The sequence below is a fragment of the Burkholderia lata genome (genome assembly GCF_000012945.1).
Taxonomy (GTDB): domain Bacteria; phylum Pseudomonadota; class Gammaproteobacteria; order Burkholderiales; family Burkholderiaceae; genus Burkholderia; species Burkholderia lata.
This window is the reverse complement of the sequence record NC_007510.1, coordinates 2,439,469-2,456,075: the sequence shown is the minus strand read 5'-3', so window position 1 is coordinate 2,456,075 and position 16,607 is coordinate 2,439,469. Positions and strand designations below refer to the sequence as shown.

Annotated in this window: 14 protein-coding genes and 1 tRNA gene; 10 read left to right on the top strand and 5 right to left on the bottom strand. The window is 64.4% G+C overall.

Annotated elements, in window-relative coordinates; translation table 11 throughout:
- Positions 1-268 precede the first annotated feature (268 nt).
- Entirely contained in the window at positions 269-1,072 is an 804-nt protein-coding gene (gene cysE, locus BCEP18194_RS17055; protein WP_011352520.1) for a serine O-acetyltransferase, read from the top strand.
- Between the two features lie 48 nt (positions 1,073-1,120).
- Here cysE and BCEP18194_RS17050 read toward each other — a convergent pair whose 3' ends face one another.
- The 4 genes from BCEP18194_RS17050 to BCEP18194_RS17035 all read right to left on the bottom strand — a co-directional run bounded on the left by BCEP18194_RS17050 (position 1,121) and on the right by BCEP18194_RS17035 (position 3,869).
- Positions 1,121-1,921 carry a UDP-2,3-diacylglucosamine diphosphatase gene (locus tag BCEP18194_RS17050; RefSeq protein WP_011352519.1) on the bottom strand — a complete coding sequence of 267 codons (801 nt, stop codon included), beginning with the start codon at positions 1,919-1,921 and terminating at the stop codon, positions 1,121-1,123.
- A gap of 24 nt (positions 1,922-1,945) precedes the next feature.
- Entirely contained in the window at positions 1,946-2,437 is a 492-nt protein-coding gene (locus BCEP18194_RS17045; protein ID WP_011352518.1) for a peptidylprolyl isomerase, read from the bottom strand.
- Between the two features lie 88 nt (positions 2,438-2,525).
- Positions 2,526-3,107: a peptidylprolyl isomerase gene (locus BCEP18194_RS17040; protein WP_011352517.1), complete on the bottom strand. Its 582-nt coding sequence runs from the start codon at positions 3,105-3,107 to the stop codon at positions 2,526-2,528.
- A 39-nt stretch (positions 3,108-3,146) separates the two neighbouring features.
- Positions 3,147-3,869 (bottom strand): tetratricopeptide repeat protein, encoded by a 723-nt coding sequence (locus BCEP18194_RS17035; protein ID WP_041492886.1) that lies wholly within the window; start codon positions 3,867-3,869, stop codon positions 3,147-3,149.
- 234 nt (positions 3,870-4,103) lie between these two features.
- Between BCEP18194_RS17035 and cysS the strand changes: the two genes are divergently transcribed.
- From cysS to BCEP18194_RS17005, 6 genes are all read left to right on the top strand, one after another.
- Entirely contained in the window at positions 4,104-5,501 is a 1,398-nt protein-coding gene (gene cysS, locus BCEP18194_RS17030; protein ID WP_011352515.1) for a cysteine--tRNA ligase, read from the top strand.
- A 43-nt stretch (positions 5,502-5,544) separates the two neighbouring features.
- Positions 5,545-6,372 (top strand): DNA-3-methyladenine glycosylase family protein, encoded by an 828-nt coding sequence (locus tag BCEP18194_RS17025; RefSeq protein WP_011352514.1) that lies wholly within the window; start codon positions 5,545-5,547, stop codon positions 6,370-6,372.
- Between the two features lie 103 nt (positions 6,373-6,475).
- Positions 6,476-7,447 carry an acetyl-CoA carboxylase carboxyltransferase subunit alpha gene (locus tag BCEP18194_RS17020; protein ID WP_011352513.1) on the top strand — a complete coding sequence of 324 codons (972 nt, stop codon included), beginning with the start codon at positions 6,476-6,478 and terminating at the stop codon, positions 7,445-7,447.
- Positions 7,448-7,493: 46 nt separating this feature from the next.
- The gene (gene tilS, locus BCEP18194_RS17015) at positions 7,494-8,915 is read left to right on the top strand and encodes a tRNA lysidine(34) synthetase TilS (protein ID WP_011352512.1); all 1,422 of its coding nucleotides are present in this window, start codon (positions 7,494-7,496) and stop codon (positions 8,913-8,915) included.
- Between the two features lie 342 nt (positions 8,916-9,257).
- Positions 9,258-10,511 (top strand): aspartate kinase, encoded by a 1,254-nt coding sequence (locus BCEP18194_RS17010; RefSeq protein WP_011352511.1) that lies wholly within the window; start codon positions 9,258-9,260, stop codon positions 10,509-10,511.
- Between the two features lie 110 nt (positions 10,512-10,621).
- Positions 10,622-10,715 (top strand) — tRNA-Ser (locus BCEP18194_RS17005).
- 255 nt (positions 10,716-10,970) lie between these two features.
- On the opposite strand, the gene BCEP18194_RS41870 is transcribed toward BCEP18194_RS17005, so the two are convergent.
- Complete coding sequence (locus BCEP18194_RS41870) at positions 10,971-12,155, bottom strand: isochorismatase family protein (protein ID WP_208860702.1); 1,185 nt, start codon at positions 12,153-12,155, stop codon at positions 10,971-10,973.
- A 103-nt stretch (positions 12,156-12,258) separates the two neighbouring features.
- Between BCEP18194_RS41870 and BCEP18194_RS16995 the strand changes: the two genes are divergently transcribed.
- The 3 genes from BCEP18194_RS16995 (at position 12,259) to cyoA (ending at position 16,604) form a co-directional block, all read left to right on the top strand.
- Entirely contained in the window at positions 12,259-13,152 is an 894-nt protein-coding gene (locus tag BCEP18194_RS16995; protein ID WP_011352509.1) for a LysR family transcriptional regulator, read from the top strand.
- Positions 13,153-13,911: 759 nt separating this feature from the next.
- On the top strand, positions 13,912-15,441 hold the full coding sequence (locus tag BCEP18194_RS16990) for a complex I subunit 4 family protein (RefSeq protein WP_011352508.1): 1,530 nt from the start codon (positions 13,912-13,914) through the stop codon (positions 15,439-15,441).
- A gap of 275 nt (positions 15,442-15,716) precedes the next feature.
- Positions 15,717-16,604 carry a ubiquinol oxidase subunit II gene (cyoA, locus tag BCEP18194_RS16985; protein WP_041492885.1) on the top strand — a complete coding sequence of 296 codons (888 nt, stop codon included), beginning with the start codon at positions 15,717-15,719 and terminating at the stop codon, positions 16,602-16,604.
- The last annotated feature ends 3 nt before the right edge of the window (positions 16,605-16,607 follow it).

The window sequence follows — 16,607 nt, the reverse complement described above, 5'->3', positions numbered from 1 at the left end:
CGGTCGGCGCACGGGGTGCCGAATGTCCCTGCACGCGGGGCAATCGCCCCGTCGGCAGGTGCCGGGTCGGCCGCCGGAAGCGCCGGGGCCGATCGCGCCACCCGGTCGACTACCCCGCAAACCCGGCAACAGCGAGCGTTCCGCCCGAATACCCGCGCCGGCGGCGGGGTGAACGCGCGGGCTCGTGCGGCTCTGCGCAACTCGCCCTACAATCGCCAAACGTCATAAGTAAATTACCCGGCGCGATAACGGCCGGTCATTGTCGGCGATGCGCGCCGGCCTTTTCCCAGACCACATCATGTTCACGAGACTGCGCGAAGACGTTGCAACGATTCGCGAGCGGGATCCCGCCGCTCGCAGTGCATGGGAAGTGCTGACCTGTTATCCGGGGTTGCATGCGCTCTTGCTGCATCGTTTCGCGCACGCATGCTGGCGCGCGAAGCGTTACTGGCTCGCGCGTTTCGCGTCGCAGGCCGGCCGGTTCATGACGGGGATCGAGATCCACCCCGGCGCGACGATCGGCCGGCGCGTGTTCATCGATCACGGGATGGGTGTCGTGATCGGCGAGACGGCAATCGTCGGCGACGATTGCACGATCTATCAGGGCGTGACGCTGGGCGGCACGTCGCTCACGCGCGGCGCCAAGCGCCACCCGACGCTCGAGGCCGGCGTGATCGTCGGTGCGGGCGCGAAAGTGCTCGGCGGCTTCACGGTCGGTGCGGGTGCGAAGATCGGTTCGAACGCGGTCGTCGTGAAGCCGGTGCCGGCAGGCGGCACGGCGGTGGGCAATCCGGCGCGCGTCGTGATGCCGGCGCAGCCGAAGCCGCAGCCCGAACGTGCGGCGTTCTGCGCATACGGGATCACGCCGAATGCCGATGATCCGATGTCGCTTGCGATTCACGGACTGATCGATCATGCGGCGAAGGAAAGCCGCCGCGTCGACGAGATCGTCGCCGCGCTCGAGCGGCTCGGCACGCACCTGGAAACGCTGCAGGGCGCCGATGCGGCGCGTCTCGACCTGCGCCGGCTGTCGGCCGTGCTGGAAGGCAAGTCGGTCGAACGCCAGGCGTAATGCGATGGAGGCCGGCGGCTGCCGGCCGGTGCGCAGGCAGCGGCGGTGTCAGTCCAGCGGCATCGCGTGGATGCCTTCCGCATCGACGCGCAGGTAGCCGCCGCGCGGCTTGCCGTGGTCGAGATCCCAGTCGGGCAACACCCAGCGGATGCCGCCCGGTTCCATGTGCCGCGCGGGGCGGTGCGTATGGCCGTGAATGATCACGCTCGCACGGCTTTTCCGGAACAGCGCGGCCACGCCTTCACGCGTGACATCGTAAATCGCCGAAGCAGGTCGCATCCGGCCTGCTTCGCTGTTCGAGCGCATGCGTTGCGCGAGTGCGCGGCGCCAGCGGAACGGCCACGCGAGAAACAGCCATTGCGCGACGCGGTTGCGTGCGAAGCGGCGGAACAACTGGTAGCCGCGGTCGGCCGTGCATTGCGCGTCGCCGTGCGCGAGCACGATGCGCTGGCCGAACGCCATGATCAGCGAAGGGTCGGGTAGCAGCATCGCGCCGGCTGCCTTCATGAAGCGCCGGCCGAGCAGGAAATCGCGGTTGCCGTGCATCACGTAGAGCGCAATGCCGCGCTCCGAGAACGTGTGCATCAGCGCGGCCATGCGGGCCGCGAACGGATCGTCGTCGAGGATATCGTCGCCGATCCAGTATTCGAACAGGTCGCCGAGGATGAACACCGAGTCGGCGCTGTCGGCGGTGTATTTCACGAAATGCTCGAACGCGGCGACCGTCTTCGGAATCGCTTCGCTCAGGTGCAGATCGGAGAGAAACAGGAACGGGCGTGCGGCTTGCGCGTATTCGCGCTCGCCCGGCACGCCCGCGGAGACGCTTCGCGGCGGACTCTCCTGCAACATCGAAGTGCCTCCGTATACTGCGCGTCAGACCACGACGGCCTTCTCGATCACGACGTCGTCAGCCGGCACGTCCTGGTGGAAACCAGCGTTGCCCGTCTTGACGCCCTTGATCTTGTCGACCACGTCCTGGCCTTCGACGACCTTGCCGAACACCGCGTAGCCCCAGCCTTGCGGCGTCGGCGACGAGTGGTTCAGGAAGTCGTTGTCGTTCACGTTGATGAAGAACTGGGCGGTCGCCGAGTGCGGATCGTTCGTGCGCGCCATCGCGACCGTGTAGTTGTCGTTCTTCAGGCCGTTGTTCGCCTCGTTGTCGATCGGCGCATCGGTCGGCTTCTGCTTCAGGCCCGGCTCGAAGCCGCCGCCCTGGATCATGAAGCCGTTGATCACGCGATGGAACACGGTGCCGTCGTAGTGGCCCTTCTTCACGTAGTTCAGGAAGTTCTCGACCGTCTTCGGTGCCTTCGCGGCGTCGAGCTCGAGCTTGATCACGCCGTGGTTCGTATGCAGTTCAACCATGATGAATTCCTTCGGTGAGGCGGTTTAAATGGCACGCGGCCGGTCGTGCGACGCGGCCGCGTGTGGCGCCGGACGTGCCGGCAGGTTCTTACTTCGAGACGATGCTGGCCGATTCGATCACGATCGGTTGCGCGGGCACGTCTTGCATCGGGCCGCGCGAGGTCGTCGCGACGCCTTCGATCTTCTTCACGACGTCGAGACCCGACACGACCTTGCCGAACACCGCATAGCCGTTGCCGTCCGGGTTCGGGTAGTCGAGGCCGCTGTTGTCGACCGTGTTGATGAAGAACTGCGCGGTGGCCGAGTTCGGATCGCTCGTGCGTGCCATCGCGATCGTGCCCGTCAGGTTCTTCAGACCATTGCGGCTCTCCAGCGGGATCGGCGCGCGGGTCGGCTTCTCCTCGAAGTTGGTCTTGTAGCCGCCGCCCTGGATCATGAAGCCCTTGATCACGCGATGGAAGATCGTGCCGTTGTACTGGCCGGCCTTCACGTAATCGAGGAAGTTGGCGACGGACTTCGGCGCCTTCTCCGGGTAGAGCTCGACGCGGATGTCGCCCTGCGAGGTCTTCAGCTGCACGACGGGGTGCGCGGTAGCCGATTGCGCGAACGCAGGTGCGGTCGCGGTCGCGAGAAGGGCGGCGCCGCCAAGCGCCAGCAACAGACGTTTCATTGCGATCCTCAGGTTGGGAGGGAAAGAAGGCCGCGCCGCTTATTGCGACGGCGCGACGTACGGCGCCGCCAGTGCGCCCGACGGACCGCTGAACTGGAACGTCGGCGACATCGGCAGCGTGGTGGTGCCCACGTTCGCGGCTGCGCGGTCGCTGTAGTCGCGCGTGGTCGGTGCGGCGGCGCGGGCGTTCGGCGCGGCCTTCGACGGCGACACGATCTTCTGGAGATCGGCGAGGCGCTGCGCGGTCGCGCCGCTCGTGCGGCCGAGCGATTGCGCACGCTTGTACGACTCGGCCGCGAGGCGCAGGTACAGATCGCCGAGGTTCTCGTACGCGAGCGAGTAGCTCGGGTTCGATTGCGTCGCCGTGACGAGCGCGGTGCGCGCTTCGTCGTAACGGCCATGCTTCGCGTAAAGCGCCGCAAGGTTGTTGTACGGCTCGGGCAGTTCGGGGTACGCCTGCGTGATCGCGACGAACTGCTGGATCGCGTCGTCATCGCGGTTCAGGCGGGCCAGCACGGTGCCGCGCTTGAACTGCGCCTGCACGTCGTGCGGGTTCGATGCGATGCGCGCGTCGAGCTGCGCGAGCGCCTGCTTCCACTGCTTGCCGGCGATCGACGCGTCGATTTCGGGGGTGCCGTCGGCGGTGGCCGGGGCCTTCTGCGCATGCGCCGCGGGGACCGCGAAAAGCGTCAGCGCGACGCCCATGACGGTGGTCGCAACGAGGGTCGCAGCGCTCTGCGCGCGGCCGCGATGAGGTTTCATAGGCGTAAATCGGAATGTTATACTCCGAGCCATTCTAACAAAACGTCTGCGCGTTCCGGCGAGCGGCAGACAGTCTTTCTTTGCCTCTCGTGGCCGTCACCGCTGTGCTTGCAGCCTGACCGCCCCATGTGATATCGAGGACGCTCGGCCTGGTGCCGCAGCAGATGGTCCGTCCGTTTCGCATGCTGGGCGAGCTTCGCCAGGGCGGTTTCCTTCGGCTCACGGTTCATCTCTATGGAATCACTGCGCATCTACAACACGCTCGCGCGTGACAAGCAAGTTTTCGTGCCGCGCCAGTCCGGCGAAGTGCGGATGTACGTATGCGGAATCACCGTATACGACTATTGTCACGTGGGCCACGCGCGCATGCTGGTCGTGTTCGACCTCGTCCAGCGCTGGTTGCGTGCGATCGGTTACCGGGTCACGTATGTGCGCAACATTACCGACATCGACGACAAGATCATCCGCCGCGCGGTCGAGAACGGCGAGACGATCAAGTCGCTGACCGACCGGTTCATCGGCGCGATGCACGACGACGAAAGTGCGCTCGGCATCCAGCGGCCCGACATCGAGCCGCGCGCGACCGAGTTCATTCCGCAGATGCTCGGCATGATCGAGACGCTCGAGACGAACGGTTACGCGTACCAGGCGACCGACGGCGACGTCAATTACTCGGTGCGCAAGTTCGCGAACTACGGAAAGCTGTCGGGCAAGTCGCTGGACGATCTGCGCGCCGGCGAGCGCGTCGCCGCGAACGACGCGAAGGAAGATCCGCTCGATTTCGTGCTGTGGAAACGCGCGAAGCCGGAAGATCCGGAAGGCACGTCGTGGGCGTCGAAGTACGGGATGGGTCGCCCGGGCTGGCACATCGAGTGCTCGGCGATGGGCTGCACGCTGCTCGGCGAGCATTTCGACATCCACGGTGGCGGGCAGGATCTGCAATTCCCGCACCACGAGAACGAGATCGCGCAGAGCGAAGGCGCGACCGGCCAGACGTTCGTCAATTACTGGATGCACAACGGCTTCGTGCAGGTCGACAACGAGAAGATGTCGAAATCGCTCGGCAACTTCTTCACGATCCGCGAAGTGCTCGAGCGCTACGATGCCGAAGTCATGCGCTTCTTCATCGTGCGCACGCACTACCGTTCGCCGCTCAATTACAGCGACGTGCATCTCGACGATGCGCGTGCGTCGCTCACGCGTCTCTACACCGCACTGAAAGATGTTGAAGCCGACACGCTCGCGCTCGACTGGAACGAGCCGCACGCGCAGCGTTTCGCGGCCGCGATGAACGACGACTTCAACACGCCGGTCGCGGTGGCGACGCTGTTCGAGCTGGCGGGCGAGGTGAATCGCACGCGCGACGCATCGCTCGCGCGGCAACTGAAACAGCTGGCGGGCCTGCTCGGCCTGCTGGGCCGCGAACCGCGCGCGTTCCTGCAGCAGGCGTCCGGCGCCGCGCAGGCGGGCGGGCTCGCCGCCGACGAGATCGAAGCGAAAATCGCCGCGCGCGTCGCGGCGAAGCAAGCGAAGGACTATGCCGAAGCGGACCGGATCCGGGCGGAACTGCTCGAGACCGGTATCGCACTTGAAGACAAACCGGGCGGATCGACCGAATGGCGTCGCGTATGAGCGCGGTGCGTTCCACTGACCGATCCGTCAGGTAGGAGGCAAGATGGCAACGGCCAGAAAAGCGCCGGTCAGGCGCGCGACCCCGGTCGCCGCGCGTCCGGCAGCCAAGCGCGTGCCGCCGGCGAAGACGGACGCGACGCGCGCCGTGCCGAACGGCGCGCTCAACGGTCATGCGCAGCCGGCGGCTGCGCTGCCGGCTGCCGACGCGGCCCGCAAGGCCCGTGCGTCCGAAACGGACGGCGAGGAGGTCGTCGTGCGTCCTGCTTACTGGGACAAGGCATGCGCGGACCTCGTCAAGCGCGACCGGATCCTGAAGAAACTGATTCCGAAGTTCGGTCCCGCGCATCTCGTGAAGCGCGGCGACCCGTTCGTCACGCTCGCGCGCTCGGTCGTCGGCCAGCAGATTTCGGTGCCGTCGGCGCAGTCGCTGTGGGCACGCATCGGGGATGCCTGTCCGAAACTCGCGCCGCAGCCGGTGATCCGGCTCGGCGCGGACAAGCTGATCGCGTGCGGGCTGTCGAAGCGCAAGACGGAATACATCCTCGATCTCGCGCAGCATTTCGTGTCGGGCGCGTTGCACGTCGACAAATGGACGTCGATGGACGACGAGGACGTGATCGCGGAACTCACGCAGATCCGCGGCATCAGCCGCTGGACGGCCGAGATGTTCCTGATCTTCAACCTGTCGCGGCCGGACGTCCTGCCGCTCGACGACCCGGGCCTGATCCGCGCGATCAGTGTCAATTACTTCAGCGGGGAACCCGTCACGCGCAGTGAGGCGCGCGAGGTTGCGGCCAACTGGGAACCGTGGCGCACCGTCGCGACCTGGTACATGTGGCGCAGCCTCGATGCGCCCGACGCCGACGCCTGAGCGGCGGCTATCGGGTTTTAAACATCAATAGTTGAGAGCCGGTTTTGAGCGTCGCCCGCGCGGGTAGAATACGCGCTGCCGCAAGACCCAAGGATTCGAACACATGAAGACCACGTTTCTGGATTTCGAACAGCCGATCGCCGAACTCGAGGGCAAGATCGAAGAGCTGCGATTCGTGCAGGACGACTCGGCTGTCGACATTTCGGAAGAAATCGAGCGGCTGTCGAAGAAAAGCCAGCAACTGACGAAAGACCTCTACGCGAACCTGTCGCCGTGGCAGGTTTCGCAGATCGCGCGGCATCCGCAGCGTCCGTACACGCTCGACTACGTTGCGGAACTGTTTACCGACTTTCACGAGCTGCACGGCGACCGCGCATTCGCGGACGATGTGTCGATCGTCGGCGGCCTCGCGCGCTTCGGCGGCCATCCGTGCATGGTGATCGGTCATCAGAAGGGCCGTGACACGAAGGAGCGCGCCGCGCGCAACTTCGGGATGCCGCGTCCGGAAGGCTATCGCAAGGCCGAACGCCTGATGCGTCTCGCCGAGAAGTTCGGTCTGCCGATCTTCACGTTCGTCGACACGCCGGGTGCGTACCCGGGCATCGGCGCGGAAGAGCGCGGCCAGTCGGAGGCGATCGGCCGCAACCTGTACGTGATGGCCGAACTGAAGACGCCGATCATCACGACGGTGATCGGCGAGGGCGGTTCGGGCGGCGCGCTCGCGATCGCGGTGGCCGACACCGTGATGATGCTGCAATTCTCGACCTACTCGGTGATCTCGCCGGAAGGCTGCGCGTCGATCCTGTGGAAGAGCGCCGCGAAGGCGCCGGAAGCAGCGGAAGCGCTGGGCCTGACCGCGCACCGCCTGAAGGCGCTCGGCCTGATCGACAAGATCATCAACGAGCCGCTCGGCGGCGCGCATCGCGATCCGAAGGGCATGGCTGCGCTGCTGCGCCGTGCGCTGGCCGATTCGCTGCGCCAGTTCCAGGGCATGAGCATCGATGCGCTGCGCGAGCGCCGCTTCGAGCGCCTGATGGCCTACGGCAAGTTCAAGGAAACCACGCCGGGCGCATGACCGGCTGCGTCCTCCATTTGCGCGCCGCTGCGCGCGCGTTCCTCTCGTGATTCCGCCAACCGAATTCTCCGCCGACCGCGTCGTCCTCGACGCGGTCGGCGTTGCGCTTTCCGGCATGGCGCCCGATGCACGCATCTCGATCGCGTACAGCGGCGGCCTCGACTCGACGGTGCTGCTCGACGCGGCCGTGCGCGTCGCGGGCGCGTCGCGCTGCGTCGCGCTGCACGTGCATCACGGGCTGAGTGCGAATGCCGACGCGTGGGTTGCGCATGCCGAGGCGAGTGCGGCCCGGCTCGGTGTCGCATTCGAGTCGATGCACGTCGACGTGCCGCGCGACAGCGGCCTCGGTGTCGAGGCGACGGCGCGCGAGCGACGCTATGCGGCGCTCGACGAGATGTGCGAACGCCATGGCGTGGCCACGCTATGGCTCGCGCAGCATGCGGACGACCAGGCCGAGACCGTGTTGCTGCAGTTGTTGCGCGGCGCGGGCATCGCGGGGCTTGCCGCAATGGCGCCGCGTTACCGCCCTGACGGCGTGAGCGTCGAGCGTGTGCGTCCGCTGCTGCGACTGTTGCGGGCGCAACTCGAGCGCTATGCGACGCAGCACGACCTGGCATGGATCGACGACGAATCGAACCATGACACGCGTTACGCGCGCAATGCGCTGCGCATCGACGTGCTGCCGGCGCTGGCCGTGCATTTCCCGGGCTTTCGCGACGCGCTCGGCCGGGCGGCCCAGCACGCGGCGGCCGCACAGCGACTGCTCGACGATCTGGCCGAACTCGACTTCGCCGCTGCCGCGCGCGATGACGGGCAGGCGCTGTCGCGCGACGCACTGGTCGCGTTCGACGATACGCGCGGCGCGAACCTGCTGCGCTTCTGGATGCGCCGGCTCGGTCTGCCGGGTGCGTCGGCCGCCCGGCTCGCCAACATGATGCGACAGCTACGTGCCACCAATGTCGCGCATGCGCTGCGCGTCGATCACGCGGGGCAATGCCTGCGCCTGTATCGCGATGTCGTCTACTGGGAAGCGGGCGACAGCAGCGAACCGGCCGATGACGGCACTGGGCGCCCGCATCCGGAATCGATGCTCGCGTGGGACGGGCAGGAGATCTGGCACCTGCCGGGTTGGCGCGGCACGTTCGTGTTCGCGCCGGCCGATGCGGGAAGCGCCGACGCGGTGCCGGAGACGCTGCTGCGTGGCGCGCGGCTGGCGGCGCGCGCCCGCGCGGGCGGCGAGCGGATGCGCACGTCGCCGGGCGGCCCGGGCCGTACGCTGAAGAACCTGTTCCAGGAGCGTGGCGTGCCGGCCTGGCAGCGCGACGTGCCGCTGCTGTTCGCTGGTGACTCGCTGATCTACGTGCCGCGCCTTGGCGTGAATCGCGATGCCGGCTTGTCCGACGGCGGGGCGTCCGGTGATGGCGCATGGCGCCGGATCGAGTGGCGTCCGGACCTGCTGATCGCATGACGGCGGCAGGCTGACGGCGGCGCGATGGCGCGCGCATTTTCACCATTTGGTAAACAGCGCCGGAACGGCCCCGGACGCCGCGAGCGGCTTGTCAAGCGGGCCTCTATCGGGTACGCTCGGTCGTTTGCTCGGCTCGATTTTTGAGCGATTTGTGCAGGTTTTCCGCGTGACGTACCCGGTTTGCGCGGCCTGATCGGCCTTCCGGGCAAAATCCGTCACGCTTGCGTGTTGCGTCCCAGCCGTCCCCCTCGTCGTCCGTCCACAGCCACAAGCCGCGTGACCGAACGGCTACGCGGCCTGCCCAGCGCGCCCGTGCGGTTTCTCCTCCAGTTCAGAACGACAATGGCACTCATCGTACACAAATACGGCGGCACTTCGATGGGCTCGGTCGAGCGCATCAAGAACGTCGCGAAACGCGTCGCAAAATGGCATCAGGCCGGGCACCAGATGGTGGTCGTGCCTTCGGCGATGTCCGGCGAAACCAACCGTCTGCTCGGTCTTGCGAAAGAGATTTCGAGCCAGCCGAGCCCGCGCGAGCTCGACATGATCGCGTCGACCGGCGAGCAGGTCAGCGTCGGCCTGCTGTCGATCGCGCTGCAGGAAATCGGCGTCGAGGCCGTGAGCTACGCCGGCTGGCAAGTGCCGATCAAGACCGACAGCGCGTTCACGAAAGCACGCATTCACTCGATCGACGACGAGCGCGTGAAGGCCGATCTGAACGCAGGCAAGGTCGTGATCATCACGGGCTTCCAGGGCGTCGATCCGGACGGTCACATCACGACGCTGGGCCGTGGCGGCTCGGATACGTCGGCGGTGGCGGTCGCGGCTGCGCTGGGTGCCGAAGAGTGCCTGATTTATACGGATGTCGACGGCGTCTACACGACCGATCCGCGTGTCGTCGAAGAGGCGCGACGCCTCGATCGCGTGACGTTCGAGGAAATGCTGGAAATGGCCAGCCTCGGCTCGAAGGTCCTGCAGATCCGCTCGGTCGAATTCGCCGGCAAATTCCAGGTGAAGACGCGTGTGCTGTCGAGCCTGACCGATCCGCTGATTGCGCTCGACGAAGAAATGCGCTCGGGCACCCTGATTACTTTTGAAGAAGACGAGACCATGGAAAAGGCAGTCATTTCCGGCATCGCGTTCCAGCGCGACGAAGCACGCATTGCTGTGATGGGCGTGCCCGACAAGCCGGGCATCGCGTATCAGATCCTCGGCCCGGTCGCGGATGCGAACGTCGACGTCGACATGATCATCCAGAACCAGAGCGTCCAGGGCAAGACCGACTTCACGTTCACGGTCGGCCGTGGCGACTACCAGAAGGCGATGGACATCCTCACCAACCAGGTGAAGGGCCACGTGAACGCCGAGCAGGTGCAGGGCGACCCGAAGGTGTCGAAGGTGTCGGTCGTCGGCGTCGGCATGCGTTCGCACGTGGGCGTCGCGAGCAAGATGTTCCGCACGCTGTCGGAAGAGGGCATCAACATCCAGATGATCTCGACGTCCGAAATCAAGATTTCGGTGCTGATCGACGAGAAATACATGGAGCTGGCCGTCCGCGCGCTGCACAAGGCATTCGAACTCGACCAGGCATCGTGAATTTTTCGTGATGCGTTGAAGAAAATGCATCACGGAAATTGACGTGCGGTTCGAAACCCTATATTATTTCGTTCTCGTCGCACTGCCTCCCTGGTGCGAGCGAAAGTTTGGGAGACGTGGCCGAGAGGTCGAAGGCACTCCCCTGCTAAGGGAGCATCTGGGCCAAAACCTGGATCGAGGGTTCGAATCCCTCCGTCTCCGCCAAAAGCGGTGACAAAGCCCCGCAAGTTCTCGGACTTGCGGGGCTTTTTCTTTTTCGGGCGCTTGCCGTGCTACATCACTGGTGCGCTCTCTTCATTCGAAGAGAGCCAGCGCAGCGGCCTGTTCGCATCGCCCTGTCGCGCCACGGTATCTACACCGTTACCCGTACGCTATCGCTGATGAGCGACGTGAGAGGCGTTTGTCCCTGAACACCAGGCGTTCAATCGTTGCCAAGGGGAGGGCATTGATGGTTCCAGGTCAGCGCATTACCGCGATAGCGTCGATTTCCACCAGGACGTCCGGCCGAAACAGCGACGCAACGCCAATGAGCGCACTGGCTGGCGCATGCCCTTTGAGCCAGCGATCGCGAACCGTACGAATGGTGCCGAGCTGCTCAGGGCGGTAGCCGCGCACGTACAGGGTCATGCGGGCAATCCGGTCGAGCGAACTACCCGCATGATGCAATGTGCTATCCAGGTTCTGGAAGGCCTGCTCCAACTGACCTTCCAGCGTGGGAGCAATGCTTCCGTCGGCAGCGACCGGGACATGTCCACTGAGTAACGCCAGATCGCCCTTTACAACGACGGCGCCAGAAATGCCAGGAATGTCCTGTCCAGGGGCCGTCAGCGTTCGCATCGTTTCCGCAGGCTCTGCCGGCGGCGCAGCGGGCGAGGCTTCCGGTATGTCGGTGATCTTGCTCGTGGACGACATGCTGTCGACGAAGACGCGAGTCGGCATGGCCCAGCCGAAATGATGGACGACCTCATTCAACACGTGTTGTTGCTGCTGGTCGGTGAACGCCGCGGTGGCATCGCTCAGCACGACCGGTTCATAGCCTAGATCGTGCGCGGCGCGCAGTGTCGACTCAATGCATACGTGGGTGGCATAACCCGCAAGGTACAGCCGCGTGATGCCTTGGCCGCGCAGATAGTTGTCCAGATCGGAAGCGGAAAAAGCACTGGCGCCTGCCCGTCCGCTGACAACGAATTCATTTTCAAGCGGCGCAAACGGCCCATGGAACTGCCAACCACTCTCTTGCTTCTGCCAGGTGCCGGCCTTTTGAATTGCGCCACGCAGACCGAATCGAGCCCGCCCCAACTCTCGGTAGTCCGAAGACATCTGTAGCGTCGCGTGAATCACGGGCATGCCCGCTTGACGCGCAGCCGCCAGCGCCAGCCTGGCGGCTTCCTGCGACTGAGAGAACTGATGCTCATCCTCGATCAGCCGTCTCAACTTGCCTTCCGGAGCAAGCCATTCATTGACAAACTCGATCATGAGCAGCGCAGATCGACCGTCGTCCGGCACGTTCGCAATCGGTTCGCGTGCAACTGCGGTAACGCTGACTTCAGGTTGCGACGAGGGAGGCGCTGCCTCACTGGCGCCGGTTGCCATGGCGGACAACAAGAACCGTCGCGAGAACCGGCTTTGCGTGAATTTCAACATCTCGACCCCCTCTTCAATCAATGAGGGTTCGACTATATGGGCGAACCCGTGTCACGATAAGGCGTTGAAATTCAGACTTACTGTGAATTGAAGGAATGGTGGAGTGGATCCGTTTACCGATATCAGCACCTTTGTCCGTGCTGCCGAGGCCGGCAATTTCACGCGTGCGGCACGGTTGCTTCAGCTTAGCCCTTCAGCCGTGAGCAAGGCGGTAGCACGCCTGGAAGCCGAACTGGGGGTTCGGCTGTTTCACCGTTCGCCGCGGCAGATCACCTTGACCGGAGATGGCGAATTGTTCTTCGCGGTCTGCCGCCAGGGAATGACGGACATCGCGGACGCTCGAAGCAGGCTTGCGGGTGCGTCGCAACCATGGCGGGGCAAGATGCGGCTCTGCGTCCCCGTGAGTTTCGGCCAGTATGTGCTGGCGCCTGCGCTTGGTGATTGGCTGGGTGCTCATCCCGGGCTGGATATCGAACTCGCACTGACGGATCGTCACGTCGACATGACGGCCGAGCGTTTCGACCTGGCCGTGATGTTGGGGGAAGTGCCCGACTCCCGACTGGTGGCTCGCCCGTTGCCCGCTCATCGCTTTGTGACGGTCGCTTCGCCGGCATACCTGCAGTCGCGGGGTGTGCCCGATACGCCGGACGACCTGGTCAACCATACCTGTCTGCGTTATGTGATGGTCAACAGCGGACAGTTCCGAGATTGGATGTTCGTTCGTGGCGGGGATCAGTACAGCCACTTTCCCGTGGGGCCGTTGGCCAGCGACCATGTGTCGGCGCTCCTGGCGCTGTCGGAAGCCGGGGGCGGTATCTTGCAAGCCCCGCATTATGTCGTGGCGCCGTCGTTGGCCGCAGGGAGACTTGTTCCCGTCCTGAGCGACTTCAAGAGCATTGGCGCCCCGTTGTCGGTGGTCTATGAGAAAGCGCGGCAAGCCTCCGCACGCACCAGGCTTGCCGCCGACTTCTTGTTGGCGCTTGGCGAGCGGCTGTAGGGCTGATGCGGGATTCAAAGACATCGCGCCGCTTGTCGCGATGGCGCAGGACGCATTGCTACTCGTACTCGACCCGCACACACCGCAGGATGTTGCGCGTGGCGACGTGAGGCGATCGTCACGTCGCCGGCGTCGAAGTCGGATCTGACCGCCGCAAACGACATGATCGACGAGCGCAATATCGTCGATGCGATGACGCTCGCTTCGCCCGTTTTCCCGCGCTACATGAACACCATCGCATGGTGGCGCTGCGCATATGGGGCTACCTGAGTCATCAATGATCGCGGTTGGGAAAGCGCGGGATGCGGGCGGAGCGACCATTCTCTCGACCTGCATCGCATCAGGCCAAATGAAATAAAAATGAAAGGAATAATGTAAGGATTGAGAGCCGCATATTCGCTGTCTCGGCAGGCGTAAATTAGCTCGTTCCGACCCTAATGAATGGCCCATCAACGTCAAAAATGCGGCGCTGCATCGATTTTCGCGATTGACGTCGCCAAGCAATACAAAAAATTACTCATAAAAATCAGTGGCATAGGGCGAAGGCAAAAATCAATGCTCTGCTGCGATGCAGAAAATAATCAATCGCCTTATGCTGGTTAACCCGATCGCGTTTGAGCGGCGTCAAGTTTTCCGGTGATGCCGCTTTACATTTTGCCAACACTGGCGATTCACGAAATCTATCTGTCGATTCGATTTCGTTCCTTTCGTCTCGCCTGTCCCCGATGCAGTGCGCGACTTCATCAAGGCCTTGTTGACATGCATGATTTCCCCTTCCTGAGCCTGGCCATCTGGGCTCCGATCCTGTTCGGCGCGTGCCTGCTGCGCGCCGGTTCCGACCATCATCCACGCCGAACGCGGCTGATCGCGCTCATCGGCGCGCTGGTGGGGCTTGCGGCAGTCGTGCCGCTGGTTGCCGGTTTCGATGCGCACTCGGCCGCGATGCAGTTCGTCGAAAGCCGCAACTGGCTGGCGGCATTCAATTCCGGATGGCGGGTCGGCATCGACGGCGCGTCGCTGTGGCTCGTCGTGCTGACCGCGTTCACGACGCTCGTGGTGGTGGTGGCGTCGTGGGAATCGGTCACGGTGCGCGTCGCGCAGTACTACGCGTCGTTCCTGATCCTGTCGGGGCTGATGGTCGGCGTGTTCGTCGCACAGGACGGGCTGCTGTTCTTCATCTTCTTCGAGGCAACGCTGATCCCGCTGTACCTGCTGATCGGCACGTGGGGGCGAGAGCGTCGCGTGTACGCGGCCGTGAAGTTCTTCTTCATCTCGTTCGCCGGCTCGCTGATGCTGCTGATGGCGATGCTGTACCTGTACGCGCAGTCGCATACGTTCGACATGGCCGTATGGCGCACGCTGCAGCTCGGCTTCGCGCCGCAGTTGCTGGTGTTCCTCGGTTTCTTCGCCGCATTCGCGGTCAAGGTGCCGATGTGGCCGGTCCACACGTGGCTGAGCGACGTCTATACCGACGGCCCGACCGGCGCCGCGCTGATGCTCGCGATGCTCAAGCTCGGCGGCTACGGGTTCCTGCGCTTCGCGCTGCCGATCACGCCCGATGCGAGCCACTTCTTCGCGCCGGCCGTGATCGCGCTGTCGCTGTTCGCGATCGTCTATGCGAGCCTGATCGCGCTCGCGCAGACCGATCTCGGCAAGCTGCTCGCGTATTCGACGGTCGCGCACATGGGGATCGTCACGCTCGGACTGTTCCTGTTCAACCGGATCGGCGTCGAAGGCGCGATCGTGCAGCTCGTGTCGTATGGCTTCGTCGCGGGCGCGATGCTGTTGTGCGTGAACGTGCTCGTCGATCGCACGAAGCAGCGCGAGATTGCCGCTTACGGTGGCGTCGCGGGCGTGATGCCGCGTTTCGCGACCTTCACGGTGCTGTTCGCGATGGCCAATGTCGGCCTGCCGGGCACGTCGGGGTTCGTCGGCGAGTTCATGGTCATCATGGGCGCGATCCGCTTCAACTTCTGGATCGGCGCCATCGCGGCGCTGACGCTGATCCTCAGCGCGTCGTACACGCTGTGGATGCTCAAGCGCGTCGTGTTCGGCAAGGTCGCGAGCCAGCGGATCGCGAAGCTTGCCGACCTGAACCGTCGCGAGATCGTGATGTTCGCGTCGCTCGCGCTGGTCGTGGTGATGGTCGGTGTCTATCCGAAGCCGTTCACCGACGCGATCGATCCGACCGTCGGACGGCTGATCGAAGACGCAAGCCATTCGAAGCTGCCGACCGGGGACGGCCCGGCACAGCCGCAGCCGTCGTACATGGCGTCGACGCGCGGCTGATCGCAGCACGTCGCGCGAGCGGGGCGCATCGCATGGCGGTGAGGTCGTTGCACACGCATCGATTCGATCGCGGTCCGGCGCAGGCAGCGCCGGGCCGGCTTTCGGCTGCGTGAAATTGCCCCGCGACAATCTGTCTCACAGCAGATTCTGCAATGATGATTTTCCGCATTAGCTGGTTTTTCATCGCACTCGCGCGACGTATGATTCGGCCACTTTCGTGGATCGAATGCGCATCGGGCATACGCAAACGGATTCAATGACCCTCGGGCTGTGTGATGAAAAGAAAAGCTTCTAAAGGCGGAGTGGCGCTGATGTCGATCGGCGCGGCTTTGAGCCTGTCAGGCTGTAATTTAGATGTACTAAATCCGAAAGGAAGCGTGGGCGCTGCCGAAAAGGCGCTGATCGCGACGTCCACCTGGGCGATGCTGATCGTCGTCGTGCCGGTGATCCTGCTCACGCTGTGGTTTGCGTGGCGTTACCGCGCGTCGAACCGCAACGCCACCTACGCGCCGAACTGGTCGCACTCGACTGCGATCGAGGTCGTGATCTGGACGGTGCCGACGCTGATCATCCTGTTCCTCGGCGTGCTCACGTGGAAGACCACGCACGAGCTCGACCCGTACAAGCCGCTCGAGTCGTCGGTGAAGCCGATCGATGTCGAGGTCGTCGCACTCGACTGGAAGTGGCTGTTCATCTATCCGGAACTCGGCATCGCGTCGGTGAACCAGCTCGCGATTCCGGTCGGCACGCCGGTGAACTTCCGCATCACGTCGGATTCGGTGATGAACTCGTTCTTCATCCCGCAGCTCGGCGGCCAGGTCTACGCGATGGCCGGCATGCAGACGCGCCTGCACCTGATCGCCGACGAGGCCGGCAACTATGCGGGCACGTCCGCCAACTTCAGCGGCCGCGGCTTCTCCGACATGAAGTTCCGCACGCTCGCCGAGCCGCGCGAACAGTTCGATGCATGGGTGCAGAAGGTGAAGGCGTCGCCGGACCGGCTCGACGCGACTGTGTACGGCACCGTCGCGCAGCCGAGCGAGAAGGCGCCCGTGCGCTACTTCTCGTCGGTCGATCCGCGACTCTTCCACAACATCATCGCGAAATACAACGATGGCCACGTCCTCGACCTGAAGGACGCCGCCTGCGGCACGAAGGGGTAACGC

Excerpts from the sequence above, each read along its gene's own strand:
- BCEP18194_RS17040 (WP_011352517.1), bottom strand. The coding sequence starts at position 3,107 with ATGAAACGTCTGTTGCTGGCGCTTGGCGGCGCCGCCCTTCTCGCGACC.
- BCEP18194_RS41870 (WP_208860702.1), bottom strand. The coding sequence starts at position 12,155 with ATGTTGAAATTCACGCAAAGCCGGTTCTCGCGACGGTTCTTGTTGTCC.
- BCEP18194_RS17025 (WP_011352514.1), top strand. The coding sequence starts at position 5,545 with ATGGCAACGGCCAGAAAAGCGCCGGTCAGGCGCGCGACCCCGGTCGCC.
- BCEP18194_RS16990 (WP_011352508.1), top strand. The coding sequence starts at position 13,912 with ATGCATGATTTCCCCTTCCTGAGCCTGGCCATCTGGGCTCCGATCCTG.
- BCEP18194_RS17020 (WP_011352513.1), top strand. The coding sequence starts at position 6,476 with ATGAAGACCACGTTTCTGGATTTCGAACAGCCGATCGCCGAACTCGAG.
- BCEP18194_RS17045 (WP_011352518.1), bottom strand. The coding sequence starts at position 2,437 with ATGGTTGAACTGCATACGAACCACGGCGTGATCAAGCTCGAGCTCGAC.
- BCEP18194_RS17050 (WP_011352519.1), bottom strand. The coding sequence starts at position 1,921 with ATGTTGCAGGAGAGTCCGCCGCGAAGCGTCTCCGCGGGCGTGCCGGGC.
- cysS (WP_011352515.1), top strand. The coding sequence starts at position 4,104 with ATGGAATCACTGCGCATCTACAACACGCTCGCGCGTGACAAGCAAGTT.
- BCEP18194_RS17035 (WP_041492886.1), bottom strand. The coding sequence starts at position 3,869 with ATGAAACCTCATCGCGGCCGCGCGCAGAGCGCTGCGACCCTCGTTGCG.
- cysE (WP_011352520.1), top strand. The coding sequence starts at position 269 with ATGCGCGCCGGCCTTTTCCCAGACCACATCATGTTCACGAGACTGCGC.
- cyoA (WP_041492885.1), top strand. The coding sequence starts at position 15,717 with ATGAAAAGAAAAGCTTCTAAAGGCGGAGTGGCGCTGATGTCGATCGGC.
- BCEP18194_RS17010 (WP_011352511.1), top strand. The coding sequence starts at position 9,258 with ATGGCACTCATCGTACACAAATACGGCGGCACTTCGATGGGCTCGGTC.